Source organism: Streptomyces hesseae, from assembly GCF_031845785.1.
Lineage (GTDB): Bacteria > Actinomycetota > Actinomycetes > Streptomycetales > Streptomycetaceae > Streptomyces > Streptomyces hesseae.
In genome coordinates, this window is the sequence record NZ_JAVRFI010000004.1 from 335,018 (window position 1) to 355,072 (window position 20,055).

General features: G+C 74.5%; 16 protein-coding genes. 5 read left to right on the forward strand and 11 right to left on the reverse strand.

Features of this window, described 5'->3' with window-relative positions; all coding sequences use genetic code 11:
• Window positions 1-3: 3 nt before the first annotated feature.
• The 7 genes from RM609_RS09590 to tsaD all read right to left on the reverse strand — a co-directional run bounded on the left by RM609_RS09590 (window position 4) and on the right by tsaD (window position 9,618).
• Window positions 4-1,074, reverse strand: coding sequence for an acyl-CoA dehydrogenase family protein (locus RM609_RS09590; protein ID WP_311609564.1), 1,071 nt, complete (start codon window positions 1,072-1,074; stop codon window positions 4-6).
• Window positions 1,074-2,249, reverse strand: a complete 1,176-nt coding sequence (locus RM609_RS09595) for an acyl-CoA dehydrogenase family protein (RefSeq protein WP_311609566.1) — start codon at window positions 2,247-2,249, stop codon at window positions 1,074-1,076. Before RM609_RS09595 ends, RM609_RS09590 begins: the two co-directional genes overlap by 1 nt.
• Window positions 2,250-2,264: 15 nt before the next feature.
• Window positions 2,265-3,458 carry a CaiB/BaiF CoA transferase family protein gene (locus RM609_RS09600; protein ID WP_311609567.1) on the reverse strand — a complete coding sequence of 398 codons (1,194 nt, stop codon included), beginning with the start codon at window positions 3,456-3,458 and terminating at the stop codon, window positions 2,265-2,267.
• Between the two features lie 47 nt (window positions 3,459-3,505).
• On the reverse strand, window positions 3,506-4,927 hold the full coding sequence (locus RM609_RS09605; RefSeq protein ID WP_311609569.1) for a CoA transferase: 1,422 nt from the start codon (window positions 4,925-4,927) through the stop codon (window positions 3,506-3,508).
• A 69-nt stretch (window positions 4,928-4,996) separates the two neighbouring features.
• Complete coding sequence (locus RM609_RS09610; protein WP_311609570.1) at window positions 4,997-5,734, reverse strand: helix-turn-helix domain-containing protein; 738 nt, start codon at window positions 5,732-5,734, stop codon at window positions 4,997-4,999.
• 129 nt (window positions 5,735-5,863) lie between these two features.
• Window positions 5,864-8,512, reverse strand: a complete 2,649-nt coding sequence (alaS, locus tag RM609_RS09615; protein WP_311609572.1) for an alanine--tRNA ligase — start codon at window positions 8,510-8,512, stop codon at window positions 5,864-5,866.
• A 17-nt stretch (window positions 8,513-8,529) separates the two neighbouring features.
• On the reverse strand, window positions 8,530-9,618 hold the full coding sequence (gene tsaD / locus RM609_RS09620) for a tRNA (adenosine(37)-N6)-threonylcarbamoyltransferase complex transferase subunit TsaD (RefSeq protein WP_311609574.1): 1,089 nt from the start codon (window positions 9,616-9,618) through the stop codon (window positions 8,530-8,532).
• Between the two features lie 142 nt (window positions 9,619-9,760).
• Here tsaD and cbiE point away from each other — a divergent pair, with 142 nt between their 5' ends.
• From cbiE to RM609_RS09640, 4 genes are all read left to right on the forward strand, one after another.
• The gene (cbiE, locus tag RM609_RS09625; protein ID WP_311609576.1) at window positions 9,761-10,978 is read left to right on the forward strand and encodes a precorrin-6y C5,15-methyltransferase (decarboxylating) subunit CbiE; all 1,218 of its coding nucleotides are present in this window, start codon (window positions 9,761-9,763) and stop codon (window positions 10,976-10,978) included.
• 73 nt (window positions 10,979-11,051) lie between these two features.
• The gene (gene cobM / locus RM609_RS09630; RefSeq protein WP_311609577.1) at window positions 11,052-11,846 is read left to right on the forward strand and encodes a precorrin-4 C(11)-methyltransferase; all 795 of its coding nucleotides are present in this window, start codon (window positions 11,052-11,054) and stop codon (window positions 11,844-11,846) included.
• Between the two features lie 44 nt (window positions 11,847-11,890).
• Window positions 11,891-12,718, forward strand: a complete 828-nt coding sequence (locus RM609_RS09635) for a MerR family transcriptional regulator (protein ID WP_311609578.1) — start codon at window positions 11,891-11,893, stop codon at window positions 12,716-12,718.
• 103 nt (window positions 12,719-12,821) lie between these two features.
• Complete coding sequence (locus tag RM609_RS09640; RefSeq protein ID WP_311609579.1) at window positions 12,822-14,006, forward strand: serine hydrolase domain-containing protein; 1,185 nt, start codon at window positions 12,822-12,824, stop codon at window positions 14,004-14,006.
• 27 nt (window positions 14,007-14,033) lie between these two features.
• Here RM609_RS09640 and RM609_RS09645 read toward each other — a convergent pair whose 3' ends face one another.
• Window positions 14,034-15,167, reverse strand: a complete 1,134-nt coding sequence (locus RM609_RS09645; protein WP_311609580.1) for a cobalt-precorrin-5B (C(1))-methyltransferase — start codon at window positions 15,165-15,167, stop codon at window positions 14,034-14,036.
• A gap of 59 nt (window positions 15,168-15,226) precedes the next feature.
• Between RM609_RS09645 and RM609_RS09650 the strand changes: the two genes are divergently transcribed.
• Window positions 15,227-15,991 carry a cobalt-precorrin-6A reductase gene (locus tag RM609_RS09650; RefSeq protein ID WP_311609582.1) on the forward strand — a complete coding sequence of 255 codons (765 nt, stop codon included), beginning with the start codon at window positions 15,227-15,229 and terminating at the stop codon, window positions 15,989-15,991.
• 348 nt (window positions 15,992-16,339) lie between these two features.
• Here RM609_RS09650 and RM609_RS09655 read toward each other — a convergent pair whose 3' ends face one another.
• From RM609_RS09655 to cobG, 3 genes are read right to left on the reverse strand one after another with little or no spacing between them, the layout of a single operon-like run.
• Window positions 16,340-17,917 carry a precorrin-2 C(20)-methyltransferase gene (locus RM609_RS09655; RefSeq protein WP_311609708.1) on the reverse strand — a complete coding sequence of 526 codons (1,578 nt, stop codon included), beginning with the start codon at window positions 17,915-17,917 and terminating at the stop codon, window positions 16,340-16,342.
• A gap of 11 nt (window positions 17,918-17,928) precedes the next feature.
• On the reverse strand, window positions 17,929-18,582 hold the full coding sequence (locus RM609_RS09660; protein ID WP_311609583.1) for a precorrin-8X methylmutase: 654 nt from the start codon (window positions 18,580-18,582) through the stop codon (window positions 17,929-17,931).
• Window positions 18,583-18,634: 52 nt separating this feature from the next.
• Window positions 18,635-20,023 (reverse strand): precorrin-3B synthase, encoded by a 1,389-nt coding sequence (gene cobG, locus RM609_RS09665; protein WP_311609584.1) that lies wholly within the window; start codon window positions 20,021-20,023, stop codon window positions 18,635-18,637.
• Window positions 20,024-20,055 lie beyond the last annotated feature (32 nt).

The window sequence follows — 20,055 nt, forward strand, 5'->3', positions numbered from 1 at the left end:
GGGTCAGGGTGCGGCGGTGAGGGTGGGCCACAGGGTCGTGGCGGTGAGAGACCGGGCCAGGCGGTGTGCCCAATAGGTCTCGTCGCCGTCCTCGTCGCGCCAGGACCACAGGCGGGTGGTGGCGAGGTGGAGCGGGCTGAGCAGGGTGATGCCGATGGCGCCGTGCAGCTGGTGGGCGATCCGGGCGATCTCGGCGGCCGAGACGGACGCCTGGGTCTTGGCGGCGGCGACGGCGAAGTGCGCGGCCGGGCCGCCGGCATCCAGCGGGGCTGCGGCGGCCTGGACGGCGGCGCCCACCAGGGCGGCCTCCTCGATCAGCCGTGCCTCTTCCTGCTTGACGGCCTGGAACCGGCTGAGCGGACGGCCGAACTGGGTGCGGGCGGTGGTGTGGGCGACCGTCAGCTCGACGCAGCGTTCGGCGGCTCCGGCGATCAGGGCGGAGCGGGCCAGGGCCGCGCGGAGCCGGGCCTCGTCGAGCAGTTCGGGCGAGATCCGGCGGACCCGCGAGGCGGGGATCTCAAGGGCGGCGAGGTGCAGGTCGTCGCGGGGTTCCCCGGCGAGGTTGCCGCCGGGGGTGAGGACGGCCCGGTCGGGGGTGAGGGTGAACAGGACGGGGCCGGAGGGGGCGGTGGCCAGAACGACCACGGCACTGGCGGCGCGGGCCCAGGGGACGCGGCGCAGGGTGCCGGTGACCAGCAGGGTGTCGTCGTCGCCCAGGCAGCCGGCCGAGCCGACGGGGGAGGCGGCCGGATGGGCGTAATGGCAGGTGAGCTCGGGGGCGATGGCGTAGCTGAGCGGGCCTTCCGGGACGGGGAGGCCGGCGCGGCGCAGCAGCGGGCGGGCCACCAGGGCGGTCTCGGCGAACGGGGCGGGGACGGCGCGGCGCCCCGCCTCCTGGGCGGCGGCGAGGAGTTCGGCGGTGGAGGCGTCCGGGGACGGGAGGGCCACGGCGTCGGCGGTCGCGGTGTTGGCGACGGTGGCGATGGCGTCCGGATCGGCGTAGAAGGCGGTGGTGTCGTAGGCGTCGGCGGAGATGACGGGGGCGCTGGTGTCTATCGTGTGGGTGTTGTTCATCAGTGCTGCTCCAGACCGCGAGTGATGATGCCGCGAAGGATTTCGTTGGTGCCGCCGCGCAGGGTGTAGCCGGGACTGTGCAGCAGGGCGAAGGCGAGCAGTTCGGAGTGGCTGCCGGGGGTGGCGTGCGGGTCGGCCGGGGTCGGCAGGACGCTGCGGACGGTGTCGGTCAGCGCGCCCTCCAGGCGGGTGCCGAGGTCCTTGACCAGGGCGGCCTGAACGTCGGGCGAGGAACCGGCGTCCAGTGCGGCGGCCACGCCGAGGGACAGCCGGCGGATGCCGTGCAGGCGGGCCGTCAGGATGCCGACTTGAGTGAGCTGTTCGACCGTGGTCGAGCGCTTCTCCAGTTCGCGGAGCAGCGAGACCAGCAGGGGGAAGGTGGACAGATAGCGTTCCGGGCCGCTGCGTTCGAAGGCGAGTTCACCGGTGACCTGCTTCCAGCCGTCGCCCCGCCGCCCGAGCAGCATGCCGTCGGGGACGTCGACGCCTTCGAGGTGGCAGGCGTTGAAGCGGTGCTCGCCGCTCATCAGCCTGATCGGCTCGACCCGTACGCCCGGGGCGCGCAGGTCGACGATGAACTGGCTGAGGCCGGCGTGCTTGTCCTCGGTGTCGTCGGTGCGCGCCAGCACGATGGCGTAGTCGTTGACATGGGCGCCGCCGGTCCACATCTTGGTGCCGGTCAGCCGCCAGCCGTCGGCGGTGCGTTCGGCGCGGGTGCGCACCGAGGCGAGGTCGGAGCCGCTGCTCTTCTCGCTCATGCCGATGGAGAAGAAGCACTGCCCGGCGGCGATCCGGGGCAGGAAGAAGCGGCGCTGCTCCTCGGTGCCGTGCCCGAGGACGGACGGGCCGGCCTGCCGGTCGGAGACCCAGTGGGCGCTGACCGGGGCGCCCGCGGCGAGCAGTTCCTCGATCACCACGTAGCGCTCCAGGAAGCCGCGGCCCGCTCCGCCGTACTCGGCGGGCAGGGCCATGCCGACCCAGCCGCGCTCGGCGAGGCGGCGGCTGAAGCCGGGATCCCAGCCGGCCAGCCAGGAGTCGGGACGGCCGAGCACGGTGCCGCGGGCGCGCTCCTCGTCGAGGAAGGCGCGGACCTCGGCGCGCAGGAGACGGGCCGATTCGGGCAGGGCGACATCGGGGAACGCGATCGGTGAAAGCGTCGAAGCCGAAGGAGACATGAGTGATTCGCTCCGTCAGTGTGTGGAGTGCAGCAGGGAAGGGTCGAAGCCGGCTTCGCGGAGCACCTCGTCGGTGTGCTGGCCGATGCCCGGGCAGGGCCGCAGCTCAGGCTCCGGGTCGGCCGAGTAGCGGACGGGGCGGCCGATCACCCGGTAGGGGCCCTCGGTGGGGTGTTCGGCCTCGTACAGCAGGCCGCCCTCCCGGGCGTAGGCGCTGGTGGCGGCGGACTCCAGGTCGAGCACGGGGGCGGCGGCGATGCCCGCCCGGTCGCAGAACTCCTGCCACTCGGCGCTGGTGTGCCGCGGTGTCAGCTCCGCGAGCAGCGGATAGAACTGGTCGGCGTTGCGGGCCCGGTCGGGTCCGGTGACGAAGCGCGGGTCGGCGGCCAGCTCGGGGCGGCCGACGAAGGCGGTGAACTCCCGCCAGTCGCGGTCGCTGTGCGGCAGGATGCACATCCAGCCGTCGGCGGTGCGCTGGGCGCGGCGCTCCGGGCTGAGCGAGCGCGCCGAGCCGAACTCGCCGTCGGGCTCCAGGGCGGCCGCGCCCAGGTGCTCGACCAGGTTGAAGGCGAGCATGGTGTCCGCCATCGGGACCTCGATGTGCTGGCCGGTGCCGCCGTGCTCCCGGTAGTGCAGCGCGGCGAGCACCGACTGCGCGATCTGCATGCCGCAGATCTTGTCGGCCAGCACGGTGGGCACGTAGTGCGGCCGGCCGGAGACCTTGTGGTTGAGCCAGACCAGGCCGCTGGCCGCCTGGATGATGTCGTCGTAGGCGGCGCGGGTGCCGTAGCGGCTGTCGCTGCGGAAGCCCTGGGCGCCTGCGTAGATCAGGCCGGGGTTGACGGCCGCCACGTCGTCGTAGCCGAGGCGGAGCTTCTCCAGGGCCTGCGGGCGCAGGTTGGTGATGAAGACGTCGGCGGTGCGCAGCAGGGCGAGCAGGGCGTCGCGGCCGTGCGGGGCCTTGAGGTCGATGACGGCGCTGCGCTTGTTGCGGTTCAGATTGAGTGCCGCGCCGCCCATGCCGGGGTGGCGTCGCGGCGGGTAGTGGCGCGTCATGTCACCGGTGGGCGGCTCGACCTTGATCACGTCGGCGCCCAGGTCGCCGAGTTGCTGGGCGGCGTACGGAGCCATGATCACGCCGGCCAGTTCGATGACGCGGACTCCGGCGAGGAGTCCTCGGCCGGACGGGCCGCTCGTTCTCCCGGACATCTTCCGGTGCCTCCTGAGGAGTTGATGGGACGGACGAAAGAAGTGGCCTAGCGCCACTGGAGTGCGGCGGACCCGAGCGGGGAGCGCCGGCCGGGCTGGGGGACCGCGCGCCCGCTGTACGCGAACGGCGTCGCTGGTTCGGTGAGCGGGCCGAAGTCGGTCCCGGTGGTCGACAGCGCGGCGAACGGCGCGCGCCCGGGCCGGGGCAGGCCGAGTACGTCCTCCCGCGCGAGGAGACCGAGTTCCTGCACCCAGTGACACACCCCGGCCAAGGTCACGCGGATCCGCCAGGAGCCGCCCTCCACCGCACGCCGGCGCAGGACCGTTGCGACGGCGGCGGCCCCGAGGTAGGCGGCGAGGTAGTCGTTGAGCAGGTACGTCGGTGGCAGCGACGGCCGGTCGGTCCACTCCGCGACGGCGAATCCGGTCGCCGAGCAGGCGAGTTGGTCGAAGCCGCCGCGTTCGCCCCAGGGGCCTTCGGCGCCCCAGGCGTGGTATTCGAGGGTGATGAGTCCGGGGCGGCGCCGGACGAGTTCCTCGGTCGATGCCCCGTGCCGGGCGAGTCCCCGGTAGGCGCTCACGAAGACGTCCGCGTCCTGGAGCGCCTCGTGGAAGGCCGCACGGTCGTGGGCGTCGCGCAGGTCGCAGTAGGCGTTGCGCTTGCCGCCGCCGGTCATGGCGATCATCGGGATCGGGTCGGGCCGGTCGGGACGCGTCAGGTGCAGCACGTCGGCGCCGAACTGGGCGAGGAGCCGCGTCGATACGGGACCCGCGATGACATGGGTGAGATCGAGCACCCGTACGCCCGCGAGGGCCTCGTCGGCCTCACCGATCGGCTCCAGGGGCCGGACCGGTCCGTCACCGACGCGTTCGACCTCGACGACCGGGCGCCGCGCGACATACCGCCCCGCGGGGTGCGCGAGCCACTCGTCCCGGCTGCGCACCACGCAGGCGACGCCGCCCCGTGCGCCGATGGCCTCCTCCAGCGTGAAGGCGTCCCAGCCGGCCGTGGCCCGCGCGATCCCGACCTTGTCGGATCCGCACCCCAGCACGGAGTGGACCGCGTCCCGCAGGTGCGGATAGGTGGTGATGATGAAGATCCACCGGCCGTCGCGAGCCCGGTAGAAGTCGTTGTTGCCGAGCAGCGCCGGGTCGTCGAGCAGGACACCGATCGGGCGCCCCGAGAGCGTCGTGTGATACGTCGCCATGAGCTGGTCGATCGCGGCCCCGGCCTGCACCTCCACCTTCTGGTGCCGGTGACCGCGCTGTTCACCGAGTGCCGCCGTCTGCCGTCCGAAGACACCGATCGCGGCGGACATGGCGTCGGCGAGGCGGTGCACCGAGGGCACCAGGGGGTCGGCCCCGACGACGGTGATGTCCTCGGCCCCCCGGGCCGGATCGGGGTCGCCGAGGGTGTGCAGCAGCCGGGAGACGATCTCGCCGGTCGTGGTCAGCGCGTTCGAAGTCATGCCGGGATGCTCGTTCCCGGTACGGCACGAGCGCCCGGATTCACGGATATCCGTGAATCGATGCGGACGTCACATCCGGCTCTCCTGGATGTGCGCGAGGAGCCGGGCCGCCGCACGGTCCAGGAGCAGCCGCTCCGAGCGGCCGCGGCGTCGGTGCATCAGGGCGAGGGCTCCCGTGACGACGGGGCCGTCGGTGACGGGGATCGCGAGCGCGCTGACCTCGGGGTCGGCGAGACCCTCGCTACGGCTGATCCGCGACGCGCGGATCGCCGGAAGAGCGGTGCGGAACTCGGCGACCGCCTCGGGATCGTGGCGGGCGAGCTCGTCGAGCAGCCCCCGGCGCTCCGCCTCGTCGGTGAAGGCCAGCAGCAGACGGCCCGCGGCGGTGCGCAGCAGCGGCCGGGCGACGTGCCGGTCGGCGAGCGGCACGAGGCGGGGAATGTGGTCCTCGCCGCCGCGCGCGACGTACACGGCGTCGAGCCCGACCCGCACCGTGAGCAGCACCGGGGTACCCGCGACGCGGCTCATTTCGCCGAGCTCGGCCTGACTGATCCGCGGGACGACCCGTCCGGCGATGAGGTTGAGGACGTGCGGGGCGGGCCCGAGCCTGAAGCGCCGGTGCTGTTCCAGCAGGAAACCGGTGGCGACAAGGCCGTTGACCAGATCCTGCACCGAGCTGGCCGGCGCCCCGACCGTCCGCGCCAACTCGGCCACGGTCACCCCGTCCGGCGCCCGCGCGGCGGCCTCCAGGATCCAGACGACCCGGTCCACCGTGCGGTGACGCCGCCGCCGGCCGTGCTCGCTCATTCCGCCCCCCACTCTGTCCTTCTCGCGCATCGCCGGCCGCTCGTACCGACACGGCCTGCCGATCCTTTCCCTTGCCACCCTTTCCCTTGCCACCCCGACGAGCAAGCCGGCCCCGGTCCCGTGCGGACGTCACCGCCCCGCCAGCAGCCCCGGCACCCCGTCGAGCGTCGCCCGTAGCGACTCCGCCGGGACGCCACCGCCCTGGGCCAGCTCCGCCGTGCCGCCGCCGCGGCCGCCGAGGAGGGTCTTGACCAGCGTGGCGGCGGACAGGCCGGCGGCCGTGGCGGCGGCGTTGAGGGCGATCGTCAGGACCGCTCGGCCGCCGTCTGCCGGCGCGCCGATCGCGGCGACGCCCGGGCGGTCCTTGGGCAGGCGGTCGCGTACCGCCAGGGCCAGGGCGCGCGCGTCGCCCTCGGCCGTCGCCGTGACCACGAGCGTGCCGTGGGCATCGGTCGCGGCCGCGGCGAGCTCCGCCGCGCGCTCCAGCGCGGCGCGCCGCCGCAGTTCCTCCGCCCGCTGGTCGGCGGACTTCAGCCGCTCCAGCAACACCGCCACACGGTCGGGCAGTTGTGCTCGGGGTGCCTGGAGCTGTTCGGCCAGCCGGGAGACCAGGTCGCGTTCGCGGGCCAGGTAGCCGAAGCCCTCGAAGCCGACCGCCGCCTCCAGCCGGCGCATGCCCGCGCCCACCGAGGACTCGCCGGTGAGGGCCACGACGCCGACCTGCGAGGAGTGCTCCACGTGGGTGCCGCCGCACAGCTCGCGCGACCACGGGCCGCCGATCTCCACGACCCGTACCCGCTCGCCGTAGGTCTCGCCGAAGAGGGCGAGGGCGCCGATCTCCTTGGCCTCGGGCAGCGGCATCCAGCGCACCTCCACCGGCAGGTCCCGGCGCAGCGCGCGGTTCGCCGCCTCCTCGACCTCGCTCCGCGCGGCCGGGCCGAGGGGGCCGCGCCAGGGGAAGTCCAGGCGCAGATAACCGGGCCGGTTGTACGAGCCGGACTGGAGGGCCGTCGGGCCGAGGACCTGGCGCAGGGCCGCATGCAGGATGTGGGTGCCGGAGTGCGCCTGCCGCGCGCCAAGCCGCCACTCGGGGTCCACGGCGGCCCGTACGGTGTCGCCGACCGCCAGCTCGCCCGCCGTGACCCGCACCTGATGGACGATCAGGCCCGGCAGGGGGCGCTGGACGTCGAGGACCTCGGTCTCGACCGACGCGCCCGTCAGCGCGCCCGCGTCGCTGTCCTGGCCGCCCGACTCGGCGTAGAAGGGGGTGCGGTCCAGGACGGCCGTGGCGATCTCGCCGGTGCGTACGGACGTCAGCGGGCCGGACGGGCCCAGCAGGGCGAGGACGCGGGATTCCGTCTCCAGCCCGTCGTACGCCCGCCAGTCCGTCGGCCCGTGCGCGTCCAGCACCGTCCGCAGCGCCGAGGTGTCGAGCGCGCCGCCCGACTTGCGGGCGCGGGCGTCGGCGCGGGCGCGCTCGCGCTGTTCGGCCATCAGGGCGGTGAAGCCCTCGCGGTCGACCTCGACGCCCTGTTCCTCGGCCATCTCCAGGGTGAGGTCGATGGGGAAGCCGTAGGTGTCGTGGAGCAGGAACGCCTTCGGACCCGGCAGCAGCCGGCCGCCCTCGGCCTTGACCTCGGCGACCGCCGTGTCGAGGACGGTCGTGCCCTGCCGGAGGGTGGCGCGGAAGGCGTCCTCCTCGGCGTACGCCTGCTGGGAGATGCGGCCGAACTCCTCGGCCACCTCCGGATAGCTGTGCCTCATGCAGTCCCGCGCGGCGGGGAGCAGCTCCGGCAGCGCCGGGTCCTGGTACCCCAGCAGCCGTACCGAGCGCACGGCCCGGCGCAGGACGCGCCGCAGTACATAGCCGCGCCCCTCGTTGCCGGGGGCGGTGCCGTCGGCCAGCAGCATCAGGGCCGTGCGGACGTGGTCGGCGACGACGCGCAGCCGTACGTCCGCCCGGTGGTCGGCGCCGTAGCGTACGCCGGTGAGTTCGGCGGCGCGGTCGAGGACGGGCCGGGTCTCGTCGATCTCGTAGAGGTTGTCGACGCCCTGGAGGAGGGTGGCCATGCGCTCCAGGCCCATGCCGGTGTCGATGTTGCGGCGGGGAAGCTCGCCGAGGATCGGATAGCCGGTCTTCCCGGTGCCCTCGCCGCGCTCGTACTGCATGAAGACGAGGTTCCAGAACTCCATGTACCGGTCCTCGTCCACGGCCGGGCCGCCCGCGCGGCCCAGGGCGGGGCCCCGGTCGTAGTAGAGCTCCGAGCAGGGGCCGCAGGGCCCGGGGACGCCCATGGACCAGAAGTTGTCCTCGTCGCCCCGCCGGACGATCCGCTCCTCGGGCAGCGCGGCCACGCGCCGCCAGATCGCCGCGGCCTCGTCGTCGGAGTGGTGGACGGTGACCCAGACGCGGTCCGGGTCGAGGCCGTAACCCCCGTCCGCCACCGGCGCGGTGGACAGCTCCCAGGCGAAGCCGATGGCCTCCTCCTTGAAGTAGTCCCCGAAGGAGAAGTTGCCGTTCATCTGGAAGAACGAGCCGTGCCGGGTGGTCCTGCCGACCTCCTCGATGTCCAGCGTCCGCACGCACTTCTGCACGCTGGTCGCGCGCGGCCACGGCGGCGCCGCCTCGCCCGTCAGATACGGCTTGAAGGGCACCATGCCCGCGTTGACGAACAGCAGCGTCGGGTCGGGCGTCGGCAGCGGCGCGCTGGGGACGACGGTGTGGCCACGCCCGGCGAAGAAGTCGAGGAAGCGGCTGCGGATGTCGGCGGTACGCACAGGGGGCTCCGGACGGGTCAGGCGGCTCGGACGGACCGGGTGGCTCGGGCGGGCCGGGCCACGGGGTGGAGGGCCGCGTATGTGAGGGGCGCGGACGGGTCGACGGACACATCGAGCGGCGCGGGCTCGGCCCCCGCCCGCACCAGCAGATCGCCGACGGCGGCGATCATCGCGCCGTTGTCGGTGCACAGCCGCAGCGGCGGTACGCGCAGCTCGATGCCCGCAGCATCGCAGCGCGACTGCGCCAGCGCCCGCACCCGGGAGTTCGCGGCCACGCCGCCGACGACGACGAGCGTGCCCACGCCGTGCCCGGCGCACGCGGCGACGGCCTTGCGGGTGAGCACGTCGGCGATCGCCTCCTGGAGGGAGGCCGCGCCGTCCGCGACGGGCAGCGGCAGCCCCGCCTGCCGGTGCTGCTCGGCCCAGCGGGCGGCGGCCGTCTTCAGCCCCGAGAAGGAGAACGCGTACGGATCGTCGCGCGGCCCGGTCAGGGGCCGGGGGAAGGGGACCGCGCGCGGGTCGCCCTCGCGCGCGGCCCGGTCGACGGCCGGGCCGCCCGGGTACGGCAGCCCGAAGACCCGCGCGACCTTGTCGAAGCACTCGCCGGCCGCGTCGTCGAGCGTGTCGCCGAGATGGACGATCGGGTCACGGGCCAGGTCCCGGACCAGCAGCAGCGAGGTGTGACCACCGGAGACGATCAGCACCATGCAGGGGTTCGGCAGCGGGCCGTGCTCCAGGGTGTCGGCGGCCACGTGCCCGGCCAGGTGGTGCACGCCGTGGAGCGGTACGCCCAGCGAGTAGGCGATGCCCTTCGCCGCCGCGACCCCGACCTGGAGGGCGCCGGAGAGCCCTGGGCCCGTCGTCACCGCGACCGCGTCGATGTCGCCCATGGCCAGCCCCGCGTCCGCCAGCGCCGCCCGCACCACGGGCGCGGCGGCGTGCACATGCGCGCGGGCCGCGATCTCCGGCACGACGCCGCCGAAGCGCGCGTGCTCGTCCATGCTGGACGCCACCGCGTGGCCCAGCAGCCTTCCGTCCCGGACGAGACCGGCGCCGGTCTCGTCGCAGGACGACTCGATACCCAGCACCACCGGCGAACGCGCCACGGCCTGCTCCTTCTGCTTCTGATTCGTAATTGCATAGTCTATGCAACAAGGATCGGCAAGGTCCCCGGCCGTGCCCCCCGTCACCGCAGGTCAGTAGAGTTCCGGTGCTCCTGATCACCGACTCTCCGAGGGAAGAAGCCCTGTGACCCCAGCCCCCGTGACGGTCGTCGGCATCGGCGCGGACGGCTGGCCCGGCCTCGCCCCCGCCTCCCGGGAGGCCCTGCGCCACGCCGAGGTGATCATCGGCGGCCCGCGCCAGCTCGGCCTGCTGCCGCCCGGGGAGTGCCCCGGCGAACGCGTCGCCTGGCCCTCCCCCCTGCGCCCCGCCGTCCCCGGCCTGCTCGCCGCGCACGAGGGGCGGCGCGTCTGCGTCCTCGCCAGCGGCGACCCCATGTTCTTCGGCATCGGCCGCACGCTCGCCGAAATCGTCGGCGCGGAACGGCTGAACGTCCTCCCGCACCCCTCCTCCGCCTCCTACGCCTGCGCCCGGCTCGGCTGGCCGCTGCATGACACAGAGGTCGTCAGCCTCGTCGGCCGCCCGCTCGCGGCACTCACCGCCGCCCTCCACGACGGCCGCCGGCTGCTGCTCCTCAGCGCGGGCGCGGAAACACCCGCCGAGGTCGCGGCGCTGCTGCGCGAGCGCGGCTACGGGCCGAGCCCGCTCACCGTCCTCGAACAACTCGGCGGCGACCGCGAACGCCGCGTCGAGGGCACGGCGGACGACTGGCCGCACCCCGTCGGCGACCCGCTCAACGTCATCGCCGTCGACTGCCGCCGTGCCCCCGGCGCGCCCCGGCTGCCGCTCACCCCCGGTCTGCCCGACGACGCCTTCGACCACGACGGCCAGCTGACGAAGCGCCACGTACGCGCCGTGACGCTCGCCGCGCTCGCCCCCTCGCCCGGCGAACTCCTCTGGGACGTCGGCGGGGGCTCCGGCTCCATCGGCATCGAATGGATGCGCGCCCACTCCTCCTGCCGGGCCGTCAGCGTCGAGCGCGATCCGGTGCGGGCCGCGCGCGTCGCGCGCAACGCGGAGGCGCTCGGGGTGCCCGGACTGCGCGTCGTCACCGGCGCCGCGCCGGACGCGCTCGCCGGGCTGCCGACGCCGGACGCGGTGTTCATCGGTGGCGGGCTCACGGCTCCTGGGATGCTGGAAGCCTGCTGGGAGGCGCTCCCGCGCGGGGGGCGGCTGGTGGCCAATACGGTGACGCTCGAGTCGGAGGCGTTGCTGGGGGAGTGGTACCGCGCCCATGGGGGAGAGCTCGTGCGGCTGGCGGTTTCGCGTGCCGCGCCCGTGGGTGGGTTCACCGGGTGGCGGTCGGCTATGCCGGTTACGCAGTGGGCCGTCGTACGGCCGTGACGGTGCCCGCGCCTTCGGCACGGATTTCGCCCGCCCTCCCGCCCGATTACCCCGAAACGTCAGGAGGTCTCTTGTGACCGTGTACTTCATCGGTGCCGGGCCCGGTGCCGCCGATCTCATCACCGTGCGCGGCGCCCGGACCCTCGCCCGGTGCGGCGTGTGTCTCTACGCCGGCAGCCTCGTCCCCACGGAGCTCCTCGCCGAGTGCCCGCCCGGCACCCGGCTCGTCGACACCGCCCGCCTCGACCTCGACGAGATCACCGCCGAGTTCGTCCGCGCCCACGAGGCCGGCCAGGACGTGGCCCGGCTGCACTCCGGCGACCCCGCCGTCTTCAGCGCCGTCGCCGAGCAGATCCGCCGCCTCGACGCCCACGGCATCCCCTACGAGATCGTCCCCGGCGTCCCCGCCTTCGCCGCCGCCGCGGCCGCCCTCGGCCGCGAGCTGACCGTGCCCACCGTCGGCCAGACCGTCATCCTCACCCGCGTCGCCCAGCGGGCCACCCCCATGCCCCCCGGCGAGGACCTCGCCACCCTCGGCCGCAGCGGCGCCCTGCTCGTCCTCCACCTCGCCGCCCGCCACGCCGACCGCGTCGTGGCCGAACTCCTCCCGCACTACGGCGCCGACTGCCCGGCCGCCGTCGTCGCCATGGCCAGCCGCCCCGACGAGATCGTGCTGCGCGGCACCCTCGCCGGCATCGCCGGACAGATGAAGGAGGCCGGCGTCGTCCGCACCGCCGTCATCCTCGTCGGCCGCGCCCTCGCCGCCGGCCAGTTCCCCGACAGCTTCCTGTACTCCGCCGAACGGGACCGGGACCGCTGCGGCCGGACGGTCCTGGACGACGCGAACGACCGACCGCTGAACGACTGAGCGCTTGACCCTGCCACAGTGTCAGGCCCGTAACTGAACTCATCATGTTCACCATCGGAGACTTCGCCCGCCACGGCCGCGTGTCCATCCGCATGCTGCGCCACTACGACGCCATCGGACTGCTGCGCCCCGCCCGTGTCGACCCGTACAGCGGCTACCGCTTCTACGAGGCCGGACAGCTCGCCCGCCTCAACCGCGTCATCGCCCTCAAGGACCTCGGATTCACCCTCCAGCAGGTCCAGGCGATCGTGGACGACGAGGTGAGCGCCGAGGAGCTGCGCGGGATGCTGAGACTGCGCCGTGCCGAGCTGGAGGCCGCCGCCGCGGCGGCAGCGGCCCGGCTGGCGCGGGTCGAGGCGAGGCTCCGCACGATCGAGAGCGAGGGACAGATGAGCACCGACGACGTGGTGGTCAAGAGCACGCCGGCCGTCCGGGTCGCGGAACTGAGCGCACGGGTGGCGAGCTTCGGCCCGGAGGCGATCGGGCCGGTCGCCGACCGGCTCTTCGAGGAACTGTGCGGCCTGCTGGAGACGGCGGGGATCGAGCCGACGGGTGGCCCGTCGGTCATGTGGTACGAGGACGCGCCCGACGGCGACGGTGTCATGGTCCACGCCGGGCTGCCCGTTCCCGCCGCCGCGCGCGGCGGCGGAGTCGAGATCACCGAGCTGCCGGCCATGCCGATGGTGGCGGCCGTCGTGCACCACGGGCCCATGGCCGACGTGATGCCCACGGCCCAGGCCCTGGCCCGCTGGATCGACGCCAACGGCTACCGCTCGACGGGCTACGCGCGCGAGGTGTACCTCGCGTACGGCCAGGGCGACCCGGCCGGATGGGTCACGGAGCTCCAGGAGCCGGTCACCCGAACCGGGTGAAACCGGATGTGTGATCGGTCATAGCCACATATCGCATGGTGTGCTCACCTTGGAATGATCATGTGGCGGTCGGCCGGACCGCGCAATTCCAAGGGGGGAATCCATGCGGAAGCACACAACGAAGAAGCGCGGCCGGCTCGTCGCGCTCGCCGCGGCCGTCGCCGTCGTCGGCGGCACGGTCGCGGCCGGGCCCGCCGGCGCCGCGGCCCCGGCGGGGGAGCGGGGCGACAACCGCGCCGCGACGCAGCGCGCCCTCGACGGCCTCGTCGCGGCCGGGATGCCGGGCGTCGCCGCCGAGACCCGTACGCCCAAGGGGACCTGGTTCGGTACGTCCGGCTACGCCGACACCGGCAGCGAGCGGAAGCGGACCGCCGCCGACCACTTCCGGGCGGGCAGCATCACCAAGACGTTCGTCGCCACCACCCTGCTCCAGCTGGAGGCCGAGGGCAGGCTGAGCCTGGACGACTCCGTGGAACGATGGCTGCCCGGCGTCGTCCAGGGCAACGGCTACGACGGCAACAAGATCACGATCCGTCAGCTCCTCAACCACACCAGCGGTGTCCACGACATGGTGTCGACCGAGGAGTGGGACAAGGCCATGAACGGCCCCGGCTTCCTCCAGCACCGCTACGACGTCAAGACGCCCCAGGAGATCGTCGCGATCGGCCTCCGGCACAAGCCCGACTTCGCGCCGGGCCAGGGCTGGACCTACTCCAACACCGGCTTCGTCCTCGCCGGAATGGTCATCGAGAAGGTCACCGGGAAGCCCTACGCGAGCGAGATCGAGCGCCGCATCGTCAAGCCGCTGGGTCTGAAGGAGACCACCTTCCCCGGCACCGACCCCAAGCTGCCCTCCCCGCACCCGGTGGGCTACTCCAAGCTCTACGTCCAGAACCCCGGCCCGGAGATCCACGACGCCACCGAGTACCGCCCCTCCTGGTCCGGGGCGACGGGCGAGGTGGTCAGCACCGGCGGCGACCTCAACCGTTTCTACAGCGCCCTGCTCCAGGGCAGGCTCCTGCCGCGCAAGCAGCTCGACGAGATGCTCACGACCGTGGACACGGGGCAGCAGTTCCGTTACGGCCTGGGCATCATGTCCCGCGCGCTCACCTGCGGCACGACCGTCTGGGGCCACGACGGGGTGGTCTGGGGCTCGCTGTCCGGCGCGGCTGTGACTCGCGACGGCAAGAACGCGCTTGCCTTCAACATCAACGGTGACTGGCTGGAGCAGTCGCCGCCGTTCGAGAACATGTTTGAGGGGGCGTTCTGCGGTACGGCGGCCAAGTAGGCCGGGCCGCGCAGTTCCCTGCGCCCCTTACGGGCCCTTCGGGCCCGCTCGGCCCACGATTTCGCCCGCGCGGTCGATGCAGATGACGTCGACCGCGACGGGCGCCCCGCGCAGCACGGCCAACGCCTCGTCGCGGGCGGTCACGGCGACGAGATCGCCGAGGGGGACGCCCGCGGCCTCGCACAGACGCAGCGCCTCCAGGCCCGTATTGGCGCCGGTGACGGCGGCCGCGAGCGCGTCGTCACCGCCGCCGTGCCGGGCGAGTTCCGCCAGGAACTCCTTGTTCACCTGCGAGCGGGCCGAATGCAGATCGAGGTGGCCGGCGGCCAGCTTGGAGAGCTTGGCGAAGCCGCCCGCGACGGTCAGCCGGTCCACCGGGTGGCGGCGGATGTACTTGAGCACCGCCCCCGCGAAGTCGCCCATGTCCAGCAGCGCGTCCTCGGGCAGCCCGTGCACGGCCACCGCGACCTTCTCGGACGTCGATCCCGTACACCCCGCCACGTGCGTACGGCCCGCCGCGCGGGCCACGTCCACGCCGCGCCGGATGCTGTCGATCCACGCCGAGCAGGAGTAGGGGACGACGATGCCGGTCGTGCCCAGGATGGAGATCCCGCCGAGGATGCCCAGGCGCGGGTTCCAGGTGGACCGGGCGATCTCCTCGCCGTGGTCGACGGACACCTCGATCTCGACGTCCCCCGTGCCGCCGTGCCGGGCGGCGACCTCGGCGACGTGGTCGCGCATCATCTGCCGGGGCACGGGGTTGATGGCAGGCTCGCCCACGGCCAGCGGCAGCCCGGGCCGGGTGACCGTGCCGACGCCCGGTCCGGCCCGGAAGACCACACCCGAACCGGCCGGCAGCAGCCGTACCGTGGCCCGGATCAGCGCGCCGTGGGTGACGTCCGGATCGTCACCGGCGTCCTTGACTATCGCGGCCATGGCGGCGCGCCCGTCCTCGTCCAGCCGCTCCGCGGCGAGTGCGAAGGCCGGGGTCTGCCCCTTGGGCAGCGTGATCCCCACGGGGTCGGGGAAATCGCCGGTGAGCAGCGCTGTGTACGCCGCCGTGGTGGCGGCGGTGGCGCAGGCGCCCGTCGTCCAGCCGTGCCGCATCCCGGTGTGCTGGAGCTGGGCGGCGCGTCCTCCGGTGGCCGTGCCGTCAGCCATGCCGGCCCCCGCCCGTAGGCTGGGCCGACGACCGGACGACGACGGAAGGGCATCGCATCGTGAACGCCGGCGCCGAGCGCCACATCCTCATCCTGGGCGGTACGACCGAGGCGCGACGGCTCGCGGAAGAACTGGCCGCCGACCCGGCGCTCCGGGTCACCAGCTCGCTCGCGGGGCGGGTCGCCGCGCCGCGGCTGCCGGCGGGGGAGGTGCGGATCGGGGGGTTCGGAGGCCCCGAGGGCCTCGCCCACTGGCTGCGTGAGCAGCAGGTGGCCGCGCTCATCGACGCCACCCATCCTTTCGCCGGCACGATCAGTTTCAACGCGGCGCGGGCCGCCGCCGCGGTCGGGGTGCCCCTGCTGGCCGTCCGCCGTCCCGGCTGGGTGGCGGGGCCGGGCGACGACTGGCGTGACGTCGCCTCCCTGGCCGACGCGGCACGGGCCCTGCCGGCGATGGGCGAGCGGGTGTTCCTGACCACGGGCCGGATGGGCCTGGGCGCCTTCGCGCACCTTGAGGATAAGTGGTTCCTGGTCCGCTCCGTGGACGCCCCCGAGCCGCCGGCGCCCCCGCGCATGGAGGTCCTCCTCGACCGGGGCCCGTTCACGCTCGACGGCGAGCGGGAGTTGCTGCGGCGCCATGCGATCGACGTGCTGGTGACGAAGGACAGCGGCGCGGCGGCGACGGCGGCGAAGCTGACCGCCGCGCGCGAGGCGGGCGTCCCGGTGGTGGTGGTCCGCCGGCCACCGGTACCGGAGGGGGTGCCGGAGGTGCCGGGCCCGGCGGAGGCGGCGGCGTGGCTGCGGGAGACCCCCGGCGGACGGTGACCCGGCCGGCGCGGAGGGGACCGTCCGGCACACGGTGGCGGTGGCCCACCCGCCGGCGCGGGCGCGGACCACGCGTAGGCCGCCGGGTCGAACCGGATCAGCCGGCGGATCAGCCGCCGGAGTTGTGGACGGTCGTGCTCAGCGCCTCCTGGACCGCGCCGTTGTACGCGGCCTGCACGTCCGCCCGTACGCCGAGGGAGACGTGGCCGCCGCGCCGCAGGTGGGCCAGGGCGGCGGCCGTCCCGGTGCCGGGGAGAGCGGAGCGGCGCCGTCAGGGCGCGAAGACGGCGAACGTCCGGTGCGCGGGCGGCGTGCCCGGCGCGGCGTGCGCCGCCCCGGGCACGACCGTCATCCCTCCGGGTAGCGGCGCGGCGTCCAGACGATCCGCTCCGCGCCGCCCTCGCCCCGCTGCGCCACGCGCGTCTGGGTGGAGCCGACGATGAGGAGCGTGCGCATGTCGACCTCGGCGGGCTCCAGTTCGCCGAGGCGGACGACGCGCACGGACTCCTCGGGGCCGCCCACGTCACGGGCCACGACCACCGGGGTGTCCGGGGCGCGGTGTTCCAGGAGCAGATCGCGGGTGGCGCCGACCTGCCAGAGGCGGCTGCGGGAACCGGGGTTGTAGAGGGCCAGCACCAGGTCGGCCGCGACCGCCGCGCGCAGCCGGCCGGCGATGACCTCCCACGGCTTGAGCCGGTCGGAGAGGGAGACGACGGCGTAGTCGTGGCCCAGCGGGGCGCCCGCGCGGGCGGCGGCCGCGTGGGCGGCGGTCATCCCGGGGACCACCCGGACCGGGACCTCGCGATAGGGGTCCTCGGCGGCGACCTCCAGCACGGCGGAGGCCATCGCGAAGACACCCGGGTCGCCCGAGGACACCACCGCGACGCGGTGGCCCTGCCGGGCCAGGTCGAGGGCGAACTCGGCGCGTTCCGACTCCACCTTGTTGTCCGAGCCGTGCCGGCGCTGCCCCGGCCGTACGGGCACCCGGTCCACGTACGTGGTGTAGCCGACGACGTCCTCCGCCGCGGCCAGCGCGCCCCGGGCCTCGGGCGTCAGCCACAACGGGCCGGCCGGGCCGAGGCCGACGACGACGACTTCGCCGGGGGCGGCGTCGTTCCCCAGGACGGCCTCCTGGACGGCGACGTCCGTCTCGGCATCGGTACGGGCGTCCGCACCGGCATCCATACGCGCGTCCGAAGGGACACCCGCGACCCGGCTCGGCAGCACGGCCATCGAGAAGTACGGCACCGACTCCGGGTCGATGTCCGCCACCCGGCCCGTGCGCTCCCCGCTCATCGTCGCGCGCTCGACGTACCGCGCCTCCGCCAGCCGCCCCGAGCGCTCCAGCGCCCCCCGCACCGTGGGGAACGTCCGGCCGAGCTTCATCACCACGGCGGAGTCGGCCTGGGCCAGCCGCGCGGTCAGCTCCTCCTCGGGCAGCGTGCCCGGCAGGATCGTCAGCGTCTCCTCGCCCTCCACCAGCGGCCTGCCCAGCCGGGCGGACGCCGCGCTGAACGACGTCACCCCCGGTACGACCTCCGTCGGATAGCGGTGCGCGAGCCGCTTGTGCATGTGCTGGTACGAGCTGTAGAAGAACGGGTCGCCCTCGGCGAGCACCGCCACCACGCGCCCGGCGTCCAGGTGCGCGGCGAGCCGGGCCGCGGCCTCCTCGTAGAACTCCTCCAGCGCGCCCCGGTAGCCGCCGGGGTGGTCGGTGGTCTCCGTCGTCACCGGATAGACCAGCGGTTCCTCGATCTGGCCGGGGCGCAGATGGCGTTCGGCGATGGAGCGCGCGATGCTCCGCCCGTGCCGGGCGCTGTGGTAGGCGACGACGTCCGCCGACGCGATGACCTCGACGGCCCGTACGGTCAGCAGCGAGGGGTCGCCGGGCCCCAGCCCCACCCCGTACAGCCGCCCGGTGGGCATGGGCTTCTCGTTCACTCTTCCTCGCTCGCTATCGCGTTGATCGCGGCCGCGGCCATGGCGCTGCCGCCGCGCCGGCCCCGCACCACCAGATACTCCAGCCCCAGCGGGCTATCGGCCAGGGCGTCCTTCGACTCCGCCGCGCCGATGAAGCCGACCGGGATGCCCAGCACGGCGGCCGGGCGCGGCGCGCCCTCCTGGATCATCTCCAGGAGGCGGAACAGCGCCGTGGGGGCGTTGCCCACGGCGACCACCGCGCCCTCCATCCTGTCGCGCCACAGTTCCAGCGCCGCCGCGCTGCGGGTCGTGCCCATGCGCCGCGCCAGCTCCGGCACGGCCGGGTCGGCGAGGGTGCACACCACCTCGTTGCCGGCGGGCAGCCGCTTGCGGGTGACGCCGCTGGCGACCATGTTCGCGTCGCACAGGATCGGCGCGCCCGCGAGCAGCGCCTCCCGGGCGCGGGCCACGACCGCCGGTGAGTACGCGAGGTCCTGGACCAGGTCGGTCATCCCACAGGCGTGGATCATGCGGACCGCGACCCTGCTGACGTCGGGCGGCAGCCCGCCGAGGTCCGCCTCGGCGCGGATGGTGGCGAAGGACTGGCGGTAGATGGACGCGCCGTCCTTGTCGTAGTCGAACACTGTGCCCTCGCTCGCTGGGTGGTGCATGTCGCTGGTTCTGCGTGGGTGTTGCTGCCGTGGTGCCGCCGCCGTGGCCCGTTCAGTCGCGGGGGCCGTCGGGCGACGTCGTCTCTGTGGGGTGTGTGTCGGGGTGTGCGTCGGGGCGTGCGTCTCGCGCCGCCGTGACCGCGTCGGCCAGGTCGGCGGCGGTCGTCACGGTCGTCACCGCGGGCGCCGTGACCGTCTCGTCCTCCGCCTCCCGTCGTACGGCGATCCGGTAGCCGTCGCCGGTCGCCAGGACGTCGACCCACCGGCCGCCGGGGTGGCCGCAGCGCCGTTCGCACCCGGACCAGTACACGGGCAGCGTCCCGGCGCTGCCAGGGCGCGCGGCCTCCAGGGAGGCGGTCGCGTCGGCCCGTACATCCGCGAGGGACTTGACGCACCCCGGCCGGCCGGTACAGGCGCCCGCGCCGTGCCAGGGGGAGGCGGCGGAGGTGACCAGACCCGCGTCCGCGAGCGCCGCGAGGCGCGCCGCGGCCACCGGGGCGGTGAGCCCCGGGACGACGACGCCGCGCCAGGGGGTGACGCGGAGTTCGCCGTCGCCGTCCTGGCCGGCGGTACGGGCGAGGAGCCGCCACTGGGCGGAGGAGAACCGGCCCAGGGGCGCGGCCACCGACACGGCCCACCGCCCGCCGGGCCCCTGGACCGCGCCGGGCGCGGGCGGGGAGCCGAGGGGGAGCGCGGCGCGCGGTACGGGCGCGGAGCCGATGCCGGCCGCCGCCAGCCGGGCCGCGAGCCGCTCCGTGCTCGGCCGCAGCCCGGGGGCCAGTTCGCGGACGCGCCAGGCCTTCCCGCCGCTCTCGCACAGCACCGCGAGGAACTCACGGGCCGCCAGAACGGCCGCGCGCGGCGCGTCCTGGGCGGCGACGCGCAGGGCGTCGGGGCCGGGGCCGAAACACAGGAGGGCCTGGCGGCCGTCGCCGGTTGCGATCAATGTCACATCGGGTACGAGGGCCGTGATGTCGCCCCGGCCGTCGTCGAGGCCGAAGAGGAAACGGCCCGAGAGGTCCGTGAGATCGTCCGACGCGCAGAGCAGCCGGTCGAGTTCCCGCACCCAGGGCAGGATGTCCGAGAAGCCCTTTCCATCCAGGCCGGACAGGGGAGAAGCCGCGACATTCCGGATGCGGTCGTGCCGGTCCGACGGCAACAGACCTGCCTCCCGCAGCCGCGCGCCCAGGGCGGCGCCGCAGCCGTCGGCGAGGCCGCGGAGCTGGACGTTGCCGCGGGAGGTGAGGTCGAGGCGGGTGTCGCCCAAGTCGTCGGCGGCGTCGGCGAGTGCGCTCGCCTGACGGTCCGTCAGCAGTCCGCCCGGCAGCCGTACGCGGGCCAGTGCCCCGTCGTCCGCGGCGTGCAGCCGCAGCGCGCCGGGACAGGCATCGCCGCGCTCGCGACCAGGGGGTTCGGGGGGAGTGGGCATGGCGGCGAGCATACCGACCGGGGGTGGAAGTGGCCCGTCCGGCG